Origin of the sequence: Bacillus sp. RC51 (assembly GCF_044908115.1) — a bacterium.
In the GTDB taxonomy this organism is placed as follows: Bacteria; Bacillota; Bacilli; order Bacillales; family Bacillaceae_G; genus Bacillus_A; species Bacillus_A mycoides.
On the sequence record NZ_JBIYCW010000007.1, the window covers coordinates 210,015 to 230,169 of the forward strand.

Here is a 20,155-nt window from a genome sequence, read left to right on the forward strand (position 1 = left end):
TCTTTTTTTTAGCGCTGGAATAAAACGAGCTTACCTGCAGAAGATGTGCAGCGATGTGTTTTTTCATACAATCCTTTCTCTTGTAAAATAGATTCACCTTTTGCTTTCGCTTCTTTTTCAGTTGCCGCCTCGAATGATTCATCTAATGCTTTTGAACCATCTTTTTCAAAGACTGTTAGAACGTATACTCCCATGAAAATTCCCTCCAATAATAAAAATCAGAATCTTATAACTATTTTGGCATAAATCACTAGAATATGCAAAGAAATATATGACATTGCGTGTTACAATAAGGTGAAACTTTAATAAGCAGGGGAGTTTTTTCATCCCCTGCTTATTATTAGTTGAACTAATCGGGGAGCCTTTTTATCTCCGACGATTATTAGTTTTTAGCAATTTTAATGTTGATAAGATGAAACTTTTGAACTATAGAAAGGATCGTTATTTGTGAAACAAGTGAAGTTTATACATGCGGCTGATTTGCATTTGGATAGTCCGTTTAAAGGAATGGAAATGAATGTTGCGCAGTCTGTTTGGGAGAGAATGAAGCAAAGTACGTTTGAATCGTTCGAACGTATTGTTGATAAAGCGATTCAAGAGCGCGTTGATTTCGTATTACTAGCCGGGGATTTGTATGATGCGGAGACGAGAAGTTTGAGAGCGCAAGTGTTTGTGCGTGAGCAAATGAAGAGACTGTCGCAGTATGATATCCCTGTTTTTATTATTCACGGTAACCATGATCATTTAGGGGGAAGCTGGGCAGCGATTGAGTTTCCGGAAAATGTTCATGTGTTTACGGAGCCTTATGTGGAAGAGAAGTCATTTTATAAAAATGGTGAGCTATTAGCTTCTATTTACGGGTTTAGTTATTTGCAGCAAGCGGTAACGGATAATATGACAGCGCAGTATACGAAAATGAGTGATGCGCCTTTTCATATTGGCATGCTTCACGGAAGTGTGGAAGGGGATGCAGAGCATAATCGCTATGCACCGTTTCAAATTCGTGAGCTAAAAGAAAAGCAGTTTGATTATTGGGCTCTTGGCCATATACATAAACGTGAAATTTTATCAGAAGAGCCGTATATTATTTATCCAGGTAATATACAAGGACGTCATCGTAAGGAAACAGGAGAAAAGGGTGCGTACCTGATTGAACTCACGAAACAAGGAACGCAATGTTCATTTTTCCATACGGCGGATGTTGTATGGGATGAGATAGAAGTGAATATTGATGGACTGGAAACTGTTGATGACCTTATGACGAGCGCGTCAAGTGCGATGAATGAATGCAGAAGAGAAGAGGAAGGTACGCTTTTAACTGTCGTATTTACAGGACAGGGACCACTTTCTCCTTATTTGCGTGAAGACAAGCGCGTGGAAGAGATTTTTCATATTTTAGCAGCGGGAGAAGAGCGAAAAGACTTTGTATATGCGATGAAGTGGAAAAACGAGACGGTTTCTTTTGCAGAAATTGAACGTTTGAAAGAGGAAAATCATTTCGTCGGTAGCGTGCTAAAAGAGTTAGAAGCTTTCACAAATATGGACGGAGTGTTGCGCACCATTTGGACATCTCCTGTAGCGCGTAATAGCATTGAATCTTTTACGGAAGAAGAGAAGAAAGAGATTCAAAAGGAAGCGGAAAATATTATTTTAGAGCAATTATTCCAGCAAGAGAGGGATAAAAAATGAGAATTGAAAAACTCCATATTTATGGGTACGGAAAATTAGAAAATGTGGAAATGGATCTGTCAATGCTGACGGTACTGTACGGTGAAAATGAAGCGGGGAAATCGACAATTCGCTCGTTTATGAAAAGTATTTTATTCGGTTTTCCAACGAGAGGACAGCGCCGCTATGAGCCGAAAGAAGGCGGGAAGTATGGCGGAGCAGTTACTGTTCAAACAGAAAAGTACGGCCGTTTGAAAATTGAACGATTGCCAAAGACGGCAGTTGGTGAGGTGACCGTTTATTTTGAAGACGGGAAAACTGGCGGCGAAGATATTTTAAACGATATATTAAGCGGTGTGAATGAAAGCTTATTTGATTCTGTTTTTTCATTTGATATGCATGGTTTGCAAAATATTCATCAGCTCGGCGAAGCGGATATCGGTAATTATTTATTTTCGGCAAGTGCAGTCGGAAGCGATGCGTTATTGCAGTTAGATAAAAAATTAGAAAAAGAAATGAATCAGCGCTTTAAGCCGAGTGGTCGTAATCCTGAAATTAATGTGTCACTGCAAGAGATGAAGAAACTTGAAGAGAAGATGAAAGAGTGGCAAGGGAAAATTGGCACGTATGAAAAACAGGTCGAGCAGTTAAAAGAAAGTGAAGAGAAGCTTGCTTCTGTTCGTGCGGAAAAAGAGTCAGCCGAAAGACGAAAGCAAGACTATGAAATATTAGCGGCGCTTGAGCCTCTCGTTATTGAAAAGAGTGCACACGAGAAAGTGTTGAAAAGCGAGAACGGGCAGTTTCCTGTAAACGGAATTGCGCGCTATGAGGCGGTAAAGGCAAAGATAGAACCGCTGCAAGTACAAGTAGATTCACTTCAAAAAAAGATAGAAACAGTGCAATCAGAAATTGATTCCACAGAAATAGATGAAGCATTTTTACAAAAGGAAAGTTATGTAGAAGAACTTCGTATGCAGCATATGTCTTATGAAAATGCACGCCAAGAAATGCGTGATATGGCGGGAAGTATTGCGAATATAAAAGAAGAAATCGCAGAACTACAGCAACAAATTGGCGCTACTTTTGAACAAGAGACTGTTCTTTCATTTGATATAAGTTTAGCGACGAAAGAATTAATTACACAAACGGTGCAAAAGGCGCGCGAATTAGAAACGCAAAAAGTACAGCTTGATGATCGTTTTAAAACGGCTCAAGAGCAATTAGAAGAGCAAGAAGAAAATATAAGACAAATCAGCCAGCAAATGTTAGCTGATGAAGAACGAAATACGTTAGTTGAGAAAGAAAAATCATTTCAGGATGCGGCATTTTTAGGTATGGGCGCAGAGAGAATGAAGCGTAAGTATGAAGAGAAAGCAGGGGCAGCTATGCAAAAGAAAAAACAGTGGCAAAGAGTTTGTCTTCTGTTACTTCTTATTAACACGCTTGTTTTATTCACGAGTCTATTTATAGATAACCGCGTGCTGTTATTTATTAGTGTTATTGTTTTTGTAGGGATTGTTTTAGCACTCGTTTTATATAAAGATCCTTCGGGTGGATTACAAGAAGAGCTTCTTACTCTTCAGCAAAGTGCTGGCGGGCGTCAAAGTGAAGAGGCGATGTCGGTTCGTTATCAGTTAGAAAAGGATGAAGAGATTCGGAAATTATTTGAGCGAGAGTCTTATAAATTACAACAAATGGAACGTGCTTATGATAAAGTCGTTTCATCTTATGAAGAATGGGAGAGAGAAACTTTCCAAATAGGAGAACAAGTAGATGCGTATAAAACGCGCTATATGTTCCCTCAATTTTTTACATATGCGCACATGTTGCCAGCGTTTGAGCGTATTGAAAAAATGCAGCAATTATATCGTGAGCTAGATAAACAAGGCGAGCGGAAATCTTCATTATATGAAATGATTTCGCACTTTGAGCATAAACTAGAAACGGTTATCGGTAGTAAAGAGTATAGTAATTTGCATGAGGCGCAAAGTCGTATGCAAAATGAGAAAGAGAAGCGCCAAACTTGTAAGCAGCTAAAAGAGAAGCTGGCGGAATGGCAAGAAGAGTATGGGTTCATGCAAGAGCAATTGAAACAACTGTTAGTAGAACGAGATAACTTATGGCATATTGCAGATTCTACTGATGAAGAGATGTTTTTAGAAGCAGGTAAGCGGGCAGAAAAACGTGAAGATGCGGATAAGCAAATGGGGCGTTTATTACCTCAAATTGATTTGTTAGAACAGCGCTTAACGAGTTTATCATTAGCTGAGCATTATGAGGCTGACGGTTATGATGAAAAATTAAAGCAAGAAATTACAGCCGCGCAAAGCTGTCTGGCGCAAGAAAAAGAACTGACAGAGCGTATTGCGAAGCATCGAATAGAAATTGCGAATTTAGAAGAAGGCAGTACGTACGGTGATTTACTACATGAGTGGGAAATGAAAAAATCACAAGTGCGTGAACAAGTGAAGAAGTGGGCTGCATATGCGGCCGCAAAGACGGTGTTAACGAAAACGAAGCAATATTATCATGAAGTGCATTTACCGCGCATTTTACAAAAATCTGAAGAGTATTTCGTGTATTTAACAGGCGGAAGATATAGTAAAATATTCTCACCGTCAGAAGCGGAACCTTTCATTGTCGAACGTAACGATGGTATGCGTTTTTACAGTCATGAACTAAGCCAAGCGACAGCGGAGCAGTTATATTTATCGTTACGATTTGCACTAGCGAAAACGTTTGAGCATGATTATCCATTTATTATTGATGATAGCTTCGTACATTTTGACGCGGTAAGGACGAATCGAACGATTGAACTTATAAAGGAAATTGCGAAAGATAGACAAGTTATCTTCTTTACATGCCATGCGCATTTACTAACGTATTTTACAGAAAAACAGATTATAAAATTAGTGCGTCAGCGTAAAGAAAATGAGTTGTAGTATGCTATACTAAAAGTAACTGATTTGGTGGAGGAATTCGAATGAAAAAGAAAATTGTAGAATATGAAGTTGGTGAACAAGTCGATGTTTTCTTGTTAATTAAAACAGCGACAAAAGGTCTCGCAAGCAATGGTAAGCCGTTTTTAACAGTAATCTTACAAGATCCAAGTGGAGATATTGAAGCGAAGCTATGGGATGTATCACCAGAAGTTGAGAAACAATATGTAGCGGAAACAATCGTTAAAGTAGCTGGAGATATTCTAAACTATAAAGGACGTATTCAATTACGTGTGAAACAAATTCGTGTTGCGAATGAAAATGAAGTAACAGATATCTCGGATTTCGTAGAAAAAGCTCCAATAAAAAAAGAAGATATGGTTGAGAAAATTACGCAATACATATTTGAAATGAGAAACCCGAACATACAGCGTCTAACAAGACATTTATTAAATAAGCACCAAAACGAATTTTTAGAATATCCAGCAGCGACAAAGAACCATCACGAGTTCGTATCTGGACTAGCTTACCATGTTGTATCAATGTTAGATTTAGCGAAAGCTATATCAGCTCTATACCCATCGTTAGATAAAGACTTACTATATGCGGGCGTTATTTTACACGACCTTGGTAAAGTATTCGAACTATCTGGCCCAATTTCTACGACGTATACGTTAGAAGGAAATTTACTAGGCCATATTTCTATCATGGTGAACGAAATTGGTAAAGCAGCAGACGAACTACAAATCGATGCAGAGGAAGTATTAATCCTTCAGCACATCGTCCTTTCTCATCACGGAAAAGCAGAATGGGGTAGTCCAAAACCACCATTAGTAAAAGAAGCAGAAATTCTGCACTACATCGATAACTTAGATGCAAAAATGAACATGATGGACCGCGCATTAGGACGCACAAAACCAGGCGAATACACAGAACGTGTCTTTGCACTTGATAATCGTTCGTTCTATAAGCCAACTTTCCATAATTAAGATTGTGAATAGAATGGCCTCATTAAGTGTTAATAAGCTTAGTGGGGCTGTTGTATTATGATAATAAAGTTATTGAATTTTGATTATTAAAAACTAAGAGCCTTACTACATTCTACGTAGCAAGGCTCTTTAAAGTTGTTTCAAATTACATCCATCTGTTCGTTCAAGTGTAACTATTCGTAATTATTTGATATTATACAGGTGAATAGAAAGATACATTAAAATTTAGTTTCGTAGTTGTAAAAGGAGGTTATTTATCCAACATTAACGGGCAGTAAAACTCCCACCTCAAAATTTGGCTGGAGTAAAGAAGTTAGGTGGGGGTCGGGCTGCCCGTAAACGTCCGATTGGTGAGGGCTGATTATAGGTTCACTTTATATTATTCTCTTATAATTTTCCAAAAAGGAGAGTTTATGAAAAAGATTATTGTTTTTGTATTAACGATATTTATATTATTCTCAGGATTTGCAACACAAAGTTATGCGTTGTCAGATTCGCAATCTGCGGCAATACAAGCGTTGCTAGATGATGCCTGTCGTATATCAGGTGTGCCGGGAATGTCAATCTCAATACTTGCTGATGATGAAGTGTTCTACTTTTCTTCAGGGTATGCAGACCGTGAAAAGGGGTTGTCTGCAAGTGAAAATACACTCTATGAGTTAGCCTCGGTCAGCAAAGCTTTTACCGGTATGGGTATTATGCTATTGGAAGAGCAAGGGCTGCTCTCAATGACTGACCCTGTCCAAAAATATTTACCTTGGTTTACGTTAAAGTATCAAGGGAAACCTGTTGATATGCAAAGTCTTACATTAAATAACTTTCTTCACCATACCAGTGGTCTAACAAATATTAGGCATACTCAAAATATTCCACAAGGCAATACGCCGGATATGTTGCAAAAGACTGTGGAAATGCTCGTGGATGCTGAATTGGCGTTCCCTCCCGGTGAACAGTATAACTATGGAACCGTCAATTATGACGTATTGGGTTTGGTTATTGAGATTGTGTCGCGACAAAGCTATGAAGACTTTATGAAGGAACAGGTATTTCAGCCGTTAGGTCTTCACCAGACGTATGTTTATAAAGAAGATGCTCAAGCCACTGGACAGTTGGCACAGGGCTACCGTTCTTCCTTTTTTATGACAACTCCATTTAAAGCTCCGGATTATGCTGGGAATAAACCCGCAGGCTACATCATTTCTAATACAAAAGATATGGCGCGTTGGATGGGCATACAGATGGGTATCGTGCAGGACATACCCGAAATATTTCACACGGTTATCGAAAAATCACATAGGGGTGATATGTCTGTTTCGGCTGTCAACGGTATGTATTATGCGGCAGGTTGGTCCGTAAATGCCGAACAAACGATTATAGAACACACTGGGGGCAATCCAAATTTCAGAACCGAAGTAGTCATACTGCCAAATGAACGAACAGCCGTCTCCTTGCTGAGCAACGGCACAAATACCAATACAAACATGGTACTAAAAGTTAAAGATATATTAGAAGGCAATCTAACTCAGTCATATGAAATAAGCGGCACACAGCTTTTGGATATCATTTTGTCGTCTATCACAATTATTTTTTGCCTATTGTCCGTTTTGCTATTTCTCTTAGGATTACGCAGAAGGAGAACGAATGAGCGACAGCCAATGACAAAAAAGAGAATAACCGTAACAGTTATTTTCCTGACCGCTACGATTGCCCTGGGTATACTGTGCTGTGCTTTCGATTGGTCAACAATACTTATGTGGCAAACATATAGTGTTCTTACAGCTTTGATTTCGTCAGCATTATTAACAGCAAGTATTACATGGTTTGTATACACTCATCGATAAAATACCTCGCTCCTAAGATAAGCATAATGTTAAGTAATTAAATTTCAATTTATTGGTATGCTAAATTTGAAAAAGATAAGACACTTCGGTGTCTTTTTTAATATCATCGACAATGTTCCCAGCCAAACCTAATTACCATAGCTTCCACTAACCTGCTCCGTTCGTGGAATAAGGATTTTTAAACAACTATATTATTTTTTAAATGACTTTATTGTAAATTAAACAACTTTATTATTTCTGCACAGCTGTTTTTATAGGAAGTACATAAGACTTTATAAAAAAATATCTCGAATTTGAGATAAATAACTTGCTTTTTAATCACTTGAGTTGTAAAGTGATAGTAACGAAAGTGATTGAGTCATATGAAAAACATACACTCACTTGCTTTCGATTTACAAAACAAAGTAACTTATTCAGTAAAAACTAAGATGAATTTACAAAAACATAATGAGCATAAATTGAAAATCTAAAAACCATATTATTTGTGGGAAATGTTATTTTTTTAGTTATCACTTGACTAGTAAAATGAAATGGAGGAATAAACAATGTATGAAATTAAAGGGCATCATCACATTTCAATGGTTACAAAAAATGCAAATGAAAATAATCACTTTTATAAAAATGTACTTGGTTTACGTCGTGTGAAAATGACGGTAAACCAAGATGATCCATCCATGTATCACTTATTTTACGGAGATAAAACAGGAAGTCCAGGTACAGAACTATCATTTTTTGAAATGCCTTTAGTAGGAAAAACGTACCGTGGTACGAATGCAATTACGCGAATCGGATTACTCGTTCCTTCAGAGGAAAGCTTACATTACTGGAAAGAACGATTTGAGAAATTTGATGTGAAACATAGTGAAATGACAACATATGCAAATCGTCCTGCTTTGCAATTTGAGGATGCGGAAGGTCTTCGTCTCGTGCTACTCGTTTCAAACGGAGAAAAAGTGGGGCACTGGGAAACGTGGGAGAAATCAGAAGTTCCAGCTGAACATCAAATTCAAGGAATTGGTTCAGTGGAAATGACAGTGCGTAGACTTGATAAACTGGCGAATACATTAACAGATATATTTGGTTATACAGAAGTTAGCCGAAGCGACGAAGAAGCGATTTTCCAGTCCATTAAAGGAGAAGCCTTCGGAGAAATCGTTGTGAAATATTTAGATGGTCCTACTGAAAAGCCAGGCCGCGGTAGCATCCATCATTTAGCAATTCGTGTAAAGAACGATGCAGAGCTTGCTTACTGGGAAGAACAGGTAATACAAAAAGGTTTCCATTCTTCAGGCATTATCGACCGTTTCTACTTTAAAAGCTTATACTTCCGTGAATCAAACGGAATCCTATTTGAAATTGCGACAGATGGACCAGGATTTACAGTTGATGGAGATGTAGAACATTTAGGAGAAAAACTTGATTTACCGCCGTTCTTAGAAGATCAGCGAGCAGAAATTGAAGCGAAATTAGCACCTATTGAAGAGAAATAATAGAAGAGAAAATATAACTTTAAAACCATTGGAGGAATATAAAATGAACCAATTAAAAGGAATTCACCACGTTACAGCAATTACAAGTAGTGCAGAAAAGAACTATGAGTTTTTCACTCACGTTTTAGGAATGCGTTTAGTTAAAAAAACAGTAAACCAAGATGATATTCAAACGTATCATTTATTCTTTGCAGATGATAAAGGTAGTGCAGGAACAGATATGACATTCTTTGACTTCCCAGGTGTTCCAAAAGGAGTACACGGTACAAATGAAATTTCAAAAACTTCATTCCGCGTTCCGACTGACGCAGCACTAGAGTATTGGGTGAAACGTTTTGACCGTCTTGAAGTAGAACATACAGGAATTAAAGAGCAATTTGGTAAGAAAACTCTTTCTTTCGCTGATTTTGATGATCAACACTATCAATTAATCTCAGATGAATTTGATAAAGGGGTGGAATCAGGTACACCTTGGCAAGACGGGCCAGTCCCATTAGAATATGCAATTACTGGCTTAGGACCTGTATTTATTCGTATCGCGAACTTTAGTTATTTCAAAGAAGTACTAGAAAAAGTTCTATTATTTAAAGAGATTGCTCAAGAAGGAGAATTCTACTTGTTTGAAGTAAACGAAGGTGGAAATGGTGCCTCAGTCATTGTAGAACATAATACAGTTCTTCCAGAAGCGCAACAAGGTTTTGGTACAGTGCATCATGCAGCATTCCGTGTAGAGGATCGCGCTGTATTAGAAGAGTGGATTGCGCGACTAAGTCGAGTTGGACTCCCTTCATCTGGTTATGTAAATCGTCACTTCTTTGAGTCATTATACGCAAGAGTTGCGCCGCAAATTTTATTCGAGTTTGCAACAGACGGCCCAGGGTTTATGGGAGATGAGCCTTATGAAACGCTTGGAGAGAAATTATCTTTACCTCCGTTCTTAGAGCCAAAGCGTGAAGAAATCGAAAAATTAGTTCGTCCAATTGATACAGTGAGAAGTACGAAGGAATTTATTAAAGAGTAAAAATAGAAATAATAAGTAGAAGAGCAAGTAGTTTTAGCGAATCGCTGGAATTGCTTGCTTTTTTATTTGGTCTATAAAATTTTCTGAAAAATGTTTCTCAAGTTTTTAAAATAGAAATATTTGGTATAATTCATTTAAATTATAAATTTTCTGACAATTATTTTTCAATACATAGAAAAGGGGTGATAATATACAATTTGAATAATTGTATAAATATCCTAATTTTGTAATTTTGGAGAAAAGGGGATGCGAAGGTATGGGAACAGATGTAGTAACGAAGGAGCAAATGAAACATTCTTTAGATAATTGGTATCGTGTAATGTTGCAGCAAAACATAGAGAAAGCTACGGAGATGAAAGAGGAGATTGATAGTAAGATTAGTGGTTTGGAAGTGGATCAGGAAATATCTTTGTATTTTACGTTATTAGATTTTAGATATAAAATGCTGACGGATTGGTTAAATATAAAAGAAAATAGTTTTGAAAGAATAGAATCTTTTGAAGTTCCAACTGAAGGGTTTTTAGCATATTATTATCATTTTTTTAAAGGGATATATTGTACTTCAATGTCTAAATATGGAGATGCAAAGGAAAATTATGAAAAGGCAAATGAATTACTGAAATATGTCTCGCACCCTTTAGAGAATGCTGAATTTGATTATCGTATGGGTAATTTTTACTATCAGACGTACCAACAAGTTAATGCAATTGAGTATTTGAGAAAAGCGAAAGAGGAATTTAAAAAACATATAGGTTGTGAAATAAATATAGCGCTAGATGAAAATGTTTTTGGCCTGTGTTGTGTAGATTTAAAAAATTACGAACTCGCTGAAGAAAGCTTTAATACTGCTATGGATATTTTCCAAAAAGTAAATTATGAAAAATATATTTTAATGGTGCGTCATAATTTAGCTTTTTTATATGCTAGCCAAGATTTATCGGAACTCGCAATTCGTCATGCATCCGAAGTTACAAAAAAACAGCCGAAATTTTTTAAAGCGCTATTTGTTGAAGCGGGTGAATATTATAAATTAGGACAATATCAATTGGCGGCAGATTTGATAGAAAAAGGTTTGGATATTTGTAAAGAATTAAATAAGGAAGAGTTTCAATACCGTTTTATGATTTTGAAAAGTGTAAACGAAAAATCACCTACATTAAGCTTAGAGGAAGTAGTTTTAGAAGGTATTTCTTATTTTGAGAAAGAAGAGTTATGGGAGTGTATACAAGAATACGCTGGAATGTTAGCTTTAAGGTTTTATGAAGAAGAGAATCACAATAAGGCAAGTCATTATTTTTACATGAGTCATAAAGCTCAAAAAAAATTATTGAAAAAAGGGGCGCTGAAATAATGAAAAAGATTCACTTTGGAATGTTGGGGATTGCGTTAGTAGGTGCGTTATCGATTGGAGCTAATAGTTTATTTACAAATCAAGCATTAAATATAGGAGAGACAGGAGGAGCACCAGCAAGACCAGACTATGTTAGTTTTAATAAGGGAGATGGTGGCGGAGCGCCAGCTAACTTCAATAAAGGCGATGGCGGAGCACCAGCAGATAATAGAGGAGACGGCGGAGTAAGCCAACTATAATAACAAAGAAAGGGACTTCAAAATGGAGTCCCTTTCTTTATTTTTAGGCCACGTAGAGAAAAGAATTGACTTACTTTTCATATGTAACTATAATAGTTACAAAATAGCCATCATTAATAGAAATGAGTTATATTTTTTTAATATAATTGTAACTGTATTGGTTACAATTAAAATTAATCATAAAACAACCAAAAAATGTAAAAACTTTAAATAGCAGCATGAGAAAGGAGACGGGAATTTTGAAACGTTTTAAGTTTTATATGATTAGCGGTATTGTACTCGTTTTGTTAATAGTATGTAACTTCGTTGATAAGCCGATTGCGAAGGTTGAAGAAGTGAAAGATACTGTTATGATGAAGATAAATACGAAAGAGAGTATGGCGCAGATTGATGGGCAGACGATTTATTTTAAGCAAATTGGTGAGGGGAAACCGCCTTTACTTATGCTTCACGGGTTCGGTGGTTCTTCAGATGGGTTTAATGATATTTATCCGGAACTTGTAAAGGATCATACGATTATCGCAGTTGATATTTTAGGGTTTGGGCGTTCTTCTAAGCCGGTTGATTTTCAGTATTCGTTTCCTGCGCAAGTGAATTTATATTATAAGTTAATGAAGAAACTCGGATACGATCAATTCGCAGTACTTGGTCATTCGATGGGCGGAGAGATGTCTCTAAATTTAGCGTATTTATATCCGGATGCAGTAACGCATCTCGTTTTAGCGGATTCTACAGGGATAGAGTCTTTCCAGCAAAAAGAAAGTTATGAAGTGCCGCCACTATCGACAGACTTACAAACTGTAACAGAGATTACGGATTATAATAAAAATGAAGTGAAAAATAGTCGCGATGATAAAGAGCATTACGATCAGCTTACGAAAATGAGAGAGCGCCGCATTGCGATGGAAGCAGATAAAATTAAGGTACCGACTTTAATTATATGGGGACGACACGATAAGAGTGTTTCTTGGAAAAATGGTGAACTGTATCATGAGCTATTTGCAAATAGTACGTTCCATATCATTGAAAAAGGATACCACGCACCGTTTCGCCAGGAACCAATAGAGTTTATGGAATATGTACAAGCGTTCTTCGCGAAGAATCCACAATAAAATTTTAAGCATAAAACCACTTCTTTCCTCATAAAGTGAAACTAATAAGGCTTGTCTAAGGAAAGGGATGAATGAAAGTGGAAACTTTACCATGGTGGATTTATCTTGTAATCATTGGGATTGTACTAAGTGGCTACATGGTTTTATATACTTCGAAAAAAGAGCAAGAGATGGATAATGATTTTATCGAAAAAGAAGGCGAAGTATATATGAAGCGCTTAGAAGAAGAACGAGAGAAACGGAATCAGGATAGTGATAAAGATTCGGTATTACTTTAATAGAAACTTTTGAAGAAGAGAAAAGGATTTCTCTTCTTTTTTATATGTTAGTTTGTTGGATACTCCCTTTTAAATTAAGATCGCATCAAGCTTTAGTGGATTGTTAAGGCAGAACCCCTTGTATCCATAGTCACAGTAACCATCCAAATCCCAATTCATACACTATGATGGAGGCTTTTTACTTAATAATCGGATGAAAAAGGAGTGTAATGATGAAAAAACGTACTGTTAATGAAGCGGGAGGGAGTATACCACAACCAATCCGTAGCGATGGAGCTGGTGCGATAGATTCTGGACCTCGTAATGTTATGCGGGATATTCAAAATCCGAATATGCTCGTTCCGCCTATAACTGATGCTGGCTTAGTTCCTAACTTGAAATTTTCATTTTCAGACACTTCTATGATTTTAAAACACGGTGGGTGGTCCAGGGAGATTACTGTTAGAGAACTTCCGGTTTCGACTACGATTGCTGGGGTAAATATGAGTTTAACGGCCGGTGGGGTGCGTGAACTTCATTGGCATAAACAAGCAGAATGGGCATATATGCTTTTAGGAAAGGCGCGCATAACTGCGGTTGATCAAAATGGACGGAATTTTATTGCTGATGTTGGTCCAGGTGATCTTTGGTACTTTCCTCCTGGCATTCCGCATTCTATTCAAGGATTGGAACATTGTGAATTTCTACTCGTATTCGATGATGGACACTTTTCTGATTTATCTACTTTAGCTATTTCTGATTGGTTTGCACATACGCCAAAAGAAGTTCTATCGGCTAACTTCGGAGTGCCGGAGAGTGCTTTTCGCTCTATTCCTTCAGATCAAGTTTATATTTATCAAGGAGAGGTACCGGGTTCGCTTGAGAGTCAGGAAGTCCAGTCGCCAGAAGGAGAAGTTCCTTTAACATTTAAACACGAACTGTTAAAACAAAAACCGATTAAGACACCTGGTGGTAGCGTTCGAATTGTAGATTCTACGAACTTTCCAATTTCAAAAGCAATCGCAGCAGCGCTCGTTGAGGTTGAGCCCGGTGGAATGAGAGAGCTTCACTGGCACCCGAATAATGATGAGTGGCAATATTATCTTACCGGGCAAGCGAGAATGACGGTGTTTCTTGGAAATGGTACAGCTCGTACATTTGATTATAGAGCTGGTGATGTTGGATATGTACCGTTTGCGACTGGACACTATATTCAAAACACAGGCAATGAAACATTATGGTTTTTAGAGATGTTTAAAAGTAACCGTTTTGAAGATGTATCGTTAAATCAATGGATGGCACTGACTCCTAAAGAAATAGTGGAAAGTAATGTACATGTTGGCCCGCAATTGATGGATTCTTTACGTAAAGAAAAGTGGCCTGTTGTGAAATATCCGGGTTTTTCTTATAAACCGAAAACGGATGAGTAAACATGGATATATGCGTTATTCTTTCTGGAGAACTATAGGAAGGAATGGCGTATTTTTTATGTCTAGTCCTGTCTTTACTAGTATTCGTTATTTGTATTATTGTTCGGGAAATTATTATAGAAGAAAAACATATGAAATCTGCATGACATAGAGTATGAAATGGCGCCATTTTAAAGTGTAACGCACAAGTTGCACAGGTTACGCAACGATAACTAGCTTTACTCTTCATCAGTTATTTGCCCATACTAGACGTAGAGAGGTGATAAACACAGTATGATTTTTAGCGAACGTTTAAAAGAAGAGCGAGAGAAACGAAATTGGTCGCAAAATGATTTGGCTGAAAAAATTCATGTAAGTAGACAATCTGTTTCGAAATGGGAGACGGGAAAGAACTATCCGAGCATTGAAATTATTATTCATTTAAGCGATCTGTTCGGTATTACGATTGATGAGTTGTTGAGGAGTGACGAAGAGTTGACGCAGAAGGTAATTGAAGATAGTAAACAATTAGCGTATCCAAAATGGAAGGTGTTTTTCGATAGTCTATTTATGATGGGAGTATTTTTGTTTATTACAAAAATCATTGTATGGGCGTTAAATAAGTTTGCAGGAGTGAGCATTACAATTGTAGCAGATGCACCATATGTAATGAATTTTTTACCCCTCCTATTAATGGTTATAGGTGGTACGGTTTCTGATAAGTTGAAGAAGATATATAGGTAAAAGAAAGATTTGAAAGAAATTCCCGGCACTAGCTGTTCTTTCCACTTAAATTGTGTACTATAAAGGATAGATAGGAAGGGGACGTTTAGCATGGAATTTCATGAACAGAAGATTTTGCCGGCAGTGAGGCAAATTAAAGATTTGGAGAAGCTATTACATAGTTCGTATGAGTATATTGTTATTTTAGATATTCATGTCGGTCAATTGAAGAGTGTTGTGTCGCTTGCGAAGCAGCATAATAAAAAAGTATTTTTACATGTTGATTTGATCCATGGATTACAAAGTGATGGGCATGCGACGGAGTTTTTATGCCAAGAATATAAACCGTACGGGTTATTATCGACAAAGGCGAGCGTAATTATGAAGGCGAAGCAAAAAGGTGTCGTCTCCATTCAACGCATCTTTTTAATTGATTCTAGCGCAATGGAAAAGAGCTGTAATTTGCTAGAAAAGACGAAGCCGGATTATATAGAAGTGCTTCCTGGTGCGTTAACAGGTGTCATTGCTGAGGTGAAAGAGCGTACAGGTGTACCGATTTTAGCAGGTGGTTTTATTCGAACTGTCGAGGATGTTGAAAGGGCGTTAAATGCTGGTGCGACAGCAATTACGACATCGAAAAAAGAATTATGGAAACATTACCAAAAAAAGTGACGAAAATGTGAAAAAATTCTGTTGACACCGCTTTCATTAGAGGTTAACATTATAGACAAGTTAATAAACGTGACGGAGAAAAGAAGAGATCCACATTTTATTGTTTCTATATATATTATATAGAAGCATGTAAGCTGTGGATCTTTTTCTTTTGAAAAAAACGAATGGCCATTCATTTTACCTCTATCACTTTTCGAAAGCATTTAAATTGATTGTGGAGGGATTTTATGTCAGCATTTTTAGGGGAATTAATAGGGACTGCGTTGTTAATCTTACTTGGTGGCGGTGTTTGCGCTGGTGTAAGTTTAAAGAAATCGTTTGCGAAAGATTCTGGTTGGATTGTAATTACAATGGGTTGGGGTCTAGCGGTTGCTATGGCAGCGTATGCAGTTGGATCAATTAGTGGGGCACATTTGAATCCGGCTTTAACGATAGGACTTGCTTTTAAGGGAGCGTTCCCATGGAGTGATGTACCTATGTATATCGCAGCACAAATGATTGGGGCAATTATCGGGGCAGTTCTTGTATATTTACATTACTTACCACACTGGAAAGAAACAGAAGATCCAGGAACAAAGTTAGGTGTATTTGCAACAGGTCCAGCAATTCCGAACACATTTACAAACCTTTTAAGTGAAATGATTGGAACATTCGTTTTAGTATTTGGTATATTAGCAATTGGAGCAAATAAATTTGCAGATGGTTTAAATCCATTTATCGTAGGTTTCTTAATTGTAAGTATTGGTTTATCATTAGGTGGAACAACAGGATACGCAATCAACCCGGCTCGTGATTTAGGTCCGCGTATTGCACACTTCTTCCTTCCGATTGCAGGAAAAGGCGGTTCAAATTGGAAGTATGCATGGATTCCAGTAGTTGGTCCAATTTTAGGTGGATCACTTGCAGGATTATTCCATCAAGTTGTATTTGAAGGAAAACAAAATTCAGCACTTATTTATGTAATTATTGCAACTGTGATTGTACTAGCAATCTCTTATATGACAAGTAAAAAAAGTGGAACTACTACAAAAAGTAGAAAAGTAGCATAGGGGGAAACCGATATGAAAAAATATATTCTTTCATTAGACCAAGGAACAACAAGCTCACGCGCAATTCTTTTCAATAAAGAAGGAAAAATCGTTCATTCAGCTCAAAAAGAGTTTACACAACATTTTCCAAAGCCAGGCTGGGTTGAGCATAATGCACAAGAAATTTGGGGATCTATTTTAGCAGTTATCGCAACTTGCTTAAGTGAAGCAGATGTGAAGCCAGAACAAATCGCTGGTATCGGTATTACGAACCAACGTGAAACAGCGGTTGTATGGGATAAAACGACTGGAAAACCAATTTATAACGCAATCGTATGGCAATCTCGTCAAACAGTTGAAATTTGTGATGAGTTAAAAGAAAAAGGTTATAGCGAGATGGTTCGCGAAAAAACAGGTCTTTTAATTGATGCATACTTCTCTGGTACGAAAGTAAAATGGATTTTAGATAACGTTGAAGGTGCAAGAGAAAAAGCAGAAAACGGCGAGTTATTATTCGGAACAATTGATACATGGCTTGTATGGAAATTGTCTGGCGGTAAAGCGCACATAACAGACTACTCAAATGCATCACGCACATTAATGTTTAACATTCACGACTTACAGTGGGATGATGAGCTTCTAGACATGTTAACAGTACCAAAGAGCATGCTTCCAGAAGTACGTCAATCATCTGAAATATATGGAGAAACAATTGATTACCACTTCTTCGGGCAAAATGTACCGATCGCAGGTGTAGCTGGTGACCAGCAAGCAGCATTATTTGGACAAGCTTGTTTCGGTGAAGGTATGGCGAAGAATACTTACGGAACTGGTTGTTTCATGTTAATGAACACAGGCGAAAAAGCAGTAGCTTCTGAGCATGGACTATTAACAACAATTGCATGGGGTTTAGATGGTAAAGTGAATTACGCATTAGAAGGAAGTATTTTCGTTGCAGGTTCTGCAATTCAGTGGTTACGTGACGGAATGCGCATGTTTAAAGATGCGAGTGAGAGTGAAGTGTACGCTAGCCGTGTTGAATCAACTGAAGGTGTATACATAGTACCAGCATTCGTTGGACTAGGCACACCATACTGGGATAGTGAAGTACGCGGCGCTATGTTTGGTGTAACGCGCGGTACGACGAAAGAGCATTTCATTCGTGCAACGCTAGAATCTTTAGCATACCAAACGAAAGATGTACTATGCGCAATGGAAGCAGATTCAGGTATTGAACTGAATACATTACGTGTTGATGGCGGAGCAGTTAAGAATAACTTCTTAATGCAGTTCCAAAGCGATATGTTAGACGTTCCTGTAGAGCGTCCAGTGATCAATGAAACGACAGCTTTAGGTGCAGCATACTTAGCAGGTCTTGCGGTTGGATATTGGAAAAACCAAGACGAAATTAAATCGCAGTGGCATATGGATAAACGCTTTACACCAGCAATGGAAGCGGAAACAAGCGAAGAGTTATATGCTGGATGGAAAAAAGCAATTGAAGCAACTAAAGCTTTCAAATAATCATAAACAGTGTTATAATGATGACAAGTTAATAATTCGGTAGGAGATTTGGAGAGACCACAACACGCTGTAGAGGCGAAATCTATAGCGGAGCTTGTGGTCTCTTTTTTCGTTATCAAAGGGAGGAATTACCATGAAATTTTCAAGTAAACAACGTAAAGACGTATTAAACGGAGTAAATAAACAAGAGTTAGATGTGATCGTAATTGGTGGAGGTATTACTGGTTCTGGTATTGCATTAGATGGGGCAACACGTGGTTTATCAACAATTGTGTTTGAAATGCAGGACTTTGCAGCAGGTACATCAAGTCGTTCAACGAAACTTGTACACGGCGGTTTACGTTATTTAAAACAACTTGAAGTGAAAATGGTAGCAGAGGTGGGGAAAGAGCGTGCGATCGTATATGAGAACGGTCCCCATGTAACAACACCAGAGTGGATGTTACTTCCGTTCCATACAGGCGGCACGTTCGGGTCATTCAGTACATCAATTGGTCTTCGTGTATACGACTTCTTAGCAGGTGTAAAACGAAGCGAGCGCAGAAAGATGTTTAACCGTGAAGAAACGCTAAATAAAGAGCCTCTTGTAAAACAAGAAGGATTAAAAGGCGGCGGTTACTACGTAGAATATCGTACAGACGATGCGCGTCTTACAATTGAAGTAATGAAAGAAGCGATTGAACACGGTGCGAAAGCTGTTAACTACGCAAAAGTAGACAGTTTCTTATATAAAGATGGAAAAGTATGCGGTGTACGTGTAATCGATTTACTAGACGGAGAAGTGTATGAAGTTTACGGTAAGAAAATTGTAAACGCAGCTGGTCCTTGGGTAGATACACTTCGTGAAAAAGATAACTCTAAAAAAGGGAAAGTACTTCAGTTATCAAAAGGTGTGCATTTAGTAATTGACCAAAAACGTTTCCCATTAGGGCAAGCAATTTACTTTGATACACCAGATAAACGTATGGTGTTCGCGATTCCTCGCGAAGGAAAAACGTACGTAGGTACAACAGATACGTTCTATGATAAAGACGCAGCTGTACCACACATGACAACAGAAGATCGCACATATATCATTAATGCGATTAATTACATGTTCCCAAGTGTAAAAATTACAGAAAAAGATGTGGAATCAAGCTGGGCTGGTGTACGTCCGCTAATTTATGAAGAAGGTAAGAATGCATCTGAAATTTCTCGTAAAGATGAAATTTGGACTTCTGAATCTGGTTTAATTACAATCGCGGGCGGTAAATTAACAGGATACCGCAAAATGGCTGAAATGGTAGTAGACTACGTAACGAATCTATTACAAAAAGAAGGCCATAGCGCATATAAGAAGAGCGATACGAAACATATGCCAATCTCTGGTGGTCATGTAAGTGGTTCACACGGATTCCCGGCATTTGTTGCGAAAAAAGCAGGCGAAGGTACGAAATATGGTTTAACGACAGCACAAGCGGAAAAATTCGCGAAATTCTACGGCTCTAACGTTGACGTACTGTTTGACTTAGCGAAAAAACATAAAGACGAAGCGAAAGAATACAACATGCCGCTAGACGTTCTAATCCCACTTGTATACGCAATGGATTACGAAATGACAGCGAAACCAGTTGACTTCTTCGTACGCCGCAGAGGCGCTGTATTCTTCAACATCCACTGGGTATACGAGTGGAAAGAAGCAGTAATCAACTACATGGCTGCGAAACTAGGCTGGAGCAAAGAAGAGCAAATGAAATACACAGCTGAATTAGAAAAAGCATTAACAGACGCTGTAATTCCTGTAGATCAACAAGAGCAGGCGGCTGCGTTAGCATAAAATAGAGAACCACCTGAAGGGGAGCCTTTAGGTGGTTTTTTTTATGGGGGATTATTTCAATTGTGTTGCATAACGA

General features: G+C 37.8%; 17 protein-coding genes. 16 read left to right on the top strand and 1 reads right to left on the bottom strand.

Translation table 11 applies throughout. The features are described 5' to 3' along the window. Positions 1-8 precede the first annotated feature (8 nt). Positions 9-194 carry a YhzD family protein gene (locus tag ABH959_RS16425; protein ID WP_000539551.1) on the bottom strand — a complete coding sequence of 62 codons (186 nt, stop codon included), beginning with the start codon at positions 192-194 and terminating at the stop codon, positions 9-11. Positions 195-447: 253 nt separating this feature from the next. On the opposite strand from ABH959_RS16425, the gene ABH959_RS16430 reads away from it, so the two are divergent. The 16 genes from ABH959_RS16430 (at position 448) to glpD (ending at position 20,079) form a co-directional block, all read left to right on the top strand. Next, positions 448-1,689 (top strand): metallophosphoesterase family protein, encoded by a 1,242-nt coding sequence (locus ABH959_RS16430; protein ID WP_404492909.1) that lies wholly within the window; start codon positions 448-450, stop codon positions 1,687-1,689. Next, positions 1,686-4,610 (top strand): ATP-binding protein, encoded by a 2,925-nt coding sequence (locus ABH959_RS16435; RefSeq protein WP_404492910.1) that lies wholly within the window; start codon positions 1,686-1,688, stop codon positions 4,608-4,610. The genes ABH959_RS16430 and ABH959_RS16435 overlap by 4 nt, the downstream gene beginning before the upstream one ends. Before the next feature lie 41 nt (positions 4,611-4,651). Further along, positions 4,652-5,596 carry a 3'-5' exoribonuclease YhaM gene (yhaM, locus tag ABH959_RS16440; protein WP_002011096.1) on the top strand — a complete coding sequence of 315 codons (945 nt, stop codon included), beginning with the start codon at positions 4,652-4,654 and terminating at the stop codon, positions 5,594-5,596. A 413-nt stretch (positions 5,597-6,009) separates the two neighbouring features. Continuing rightward, positions 6,010-7,437, top strand: a complete 1,428-nt coding sequence (locus ABH959_RS16445) for a serine hydrolase domain-containing protein (RefSeq protein ID WP_113936620.1) — start codon at positions 6,010-6,012, stop codon at positions 7,435-7,437. Between the two features lie 545 nt (positions 7,438-7,982). Continuing rightward, the gene (locus ABH959_RS16450; RefSeq protein ID WP_404492911.1) at positions 7,983-8,927 is read left to right on the top strand and encodes a ring-cleaving dioxygenase; all 945 of its coding nucleotides are present in this window, start codon (positions 7,983-7,985) and stop codon (positions 8,925-8,927) included. Between the two features lie 43 nt (positions 8,928-8,970). After that, positions 8,971-9,948, top strand: coding sequence for a ring-cleaving dioxygenase (locus ABH959_RS16455; protein WP_002134781.1), 978 nt, complete (start codon positions 8,971-8,973; stop codon positions 9,946-9,948). A 256-nt stretch (positions 9,949-10,204) separates the two neighbouring features. Beyond that, positions 10,205-11,299 (top strand): response regulator aspartate phosphatase, encoded by a 1,095-nt coding sequence (locus ABH959_RS16460; RefSeq protein ID WP_404492912.1) that lies wholly within the window; start codon positions 10,205-10,207, stop codon positions 11,297-11,299. Continuing rightward, complete coding sequence (locus tag ABH959_RS16465; protein WP_044444079.1) at positions 11,299-11,538, top strand: Phr family secreted Rap phosphatase inhibitor; 240 nt, start codon at positions 11,299-11,301, stop codon at positions 11,536-11,538. Before ABH959_RS16460 ends, ABH959_RS16465 begins: the two co-directional genes overlap by 1 nt. A gap of 239 nt (positions 11,539-11,777) precedes the next feature. Continuing rightward, positions 11,778-12,650 (top strand): alpha/beta fold hydrolase, encoded by an 873-nt coding sequence (locus tag ABH959_RS16470; protein WP_404492913.1) that lies wholly within the window; start codon positions 11,778-11,780, stop codon positions 12,648-12,650. A gap of 77 nt (positions 12,651-12,727) precedes the next feature. Then, positions 12,728-12,928, top strand: coding sequence for a sporulation YhaL family protein (locus ABH959_RS16475; RefSeq protein WP_002087191.1), 201 nt, complete (start codon positions 12,728-12,730; stop codon positions 12,926-12,928). Positions 12,929-13,140: 212 nt separating this feature from the next. Beyond that, positions 13,141-14,337 carry an oxalate decarboxylase family bicupin gene (locus ABH959_RS16480; protein ID WP_002166205.1) on the top strand — a complete coding sequence of 399 codons (1,197 nt, stop codon included), beginning with the start codon at positions 13,141-13,143 and terminating at the stop codon, positions 14,335-14,337. A gap of 273 nt (positions 14,338-14,610) precedes the next feature. Beyond that, complete coding sequence (locus tag ABH959_RS16485) at positions 14,611-15,060, top strand: helix-turn-helix domain-containing protein (RefSeq protein ID WP_404492914.1); 450 nt, start codon at positions 14,611-14,613, stop codon at positions 15,058-15,060. Between the two features lie 90 nt (positions 15,061-15,150). Further along, positions 15,151-15,711, top strand: coding sequence for a glycerol uptake operon antiterminator GlpP (gene glpP / locus ABH959_RS16490; protein ID WP_000394293.1), 561 nt, complete (start codon positions 15,151-15,153; stop codon positions 15,709-15,711). A gap of 227 nt (positions 15,712-15,938) precedes the next feature. Beyond that, positions 15,939-16,760 (top strand): glycerol uptake facilitator protein GlpF, encoded by an 822-nt coding sequence (gene glpF / locus ABH959_RS16495; RefSeq protein ID WP_144505599.1) that lies wholly within the window; start codon positions 15,939-15,941, stop codon positions 16,758-16,760. 12 nt (positions 16,761-16,772) lie between these two features. After that, positions 16,773-18,263, top strand: coding sequence for a glycerol kinase GlpK (gene glpK, locus ABH959_RS16500; protein ID WP_404492915.1), 1,491 nt, complete (start codon positions 16,773-16,775; stop codon positions 18,261-18,263). A 133-nt stretch (positions 18,264-18,396) separates the two neighbouring features. Further along, positions 18,397-20,079 (top strand): aerobic glycerol-3-phosphate dehydrogenase, encoded by a 1,683-nt coding sequence (gene glpD / locus ABH959_RS16505; protein ID WP_002134793.1) that lies wholly within the window; start codon positions 18,397-18,399, stop codon positions 20,077-20,079. The last annotated feature ends 76 nt before the right edge of the window (positions 20,080-20,155 follow it).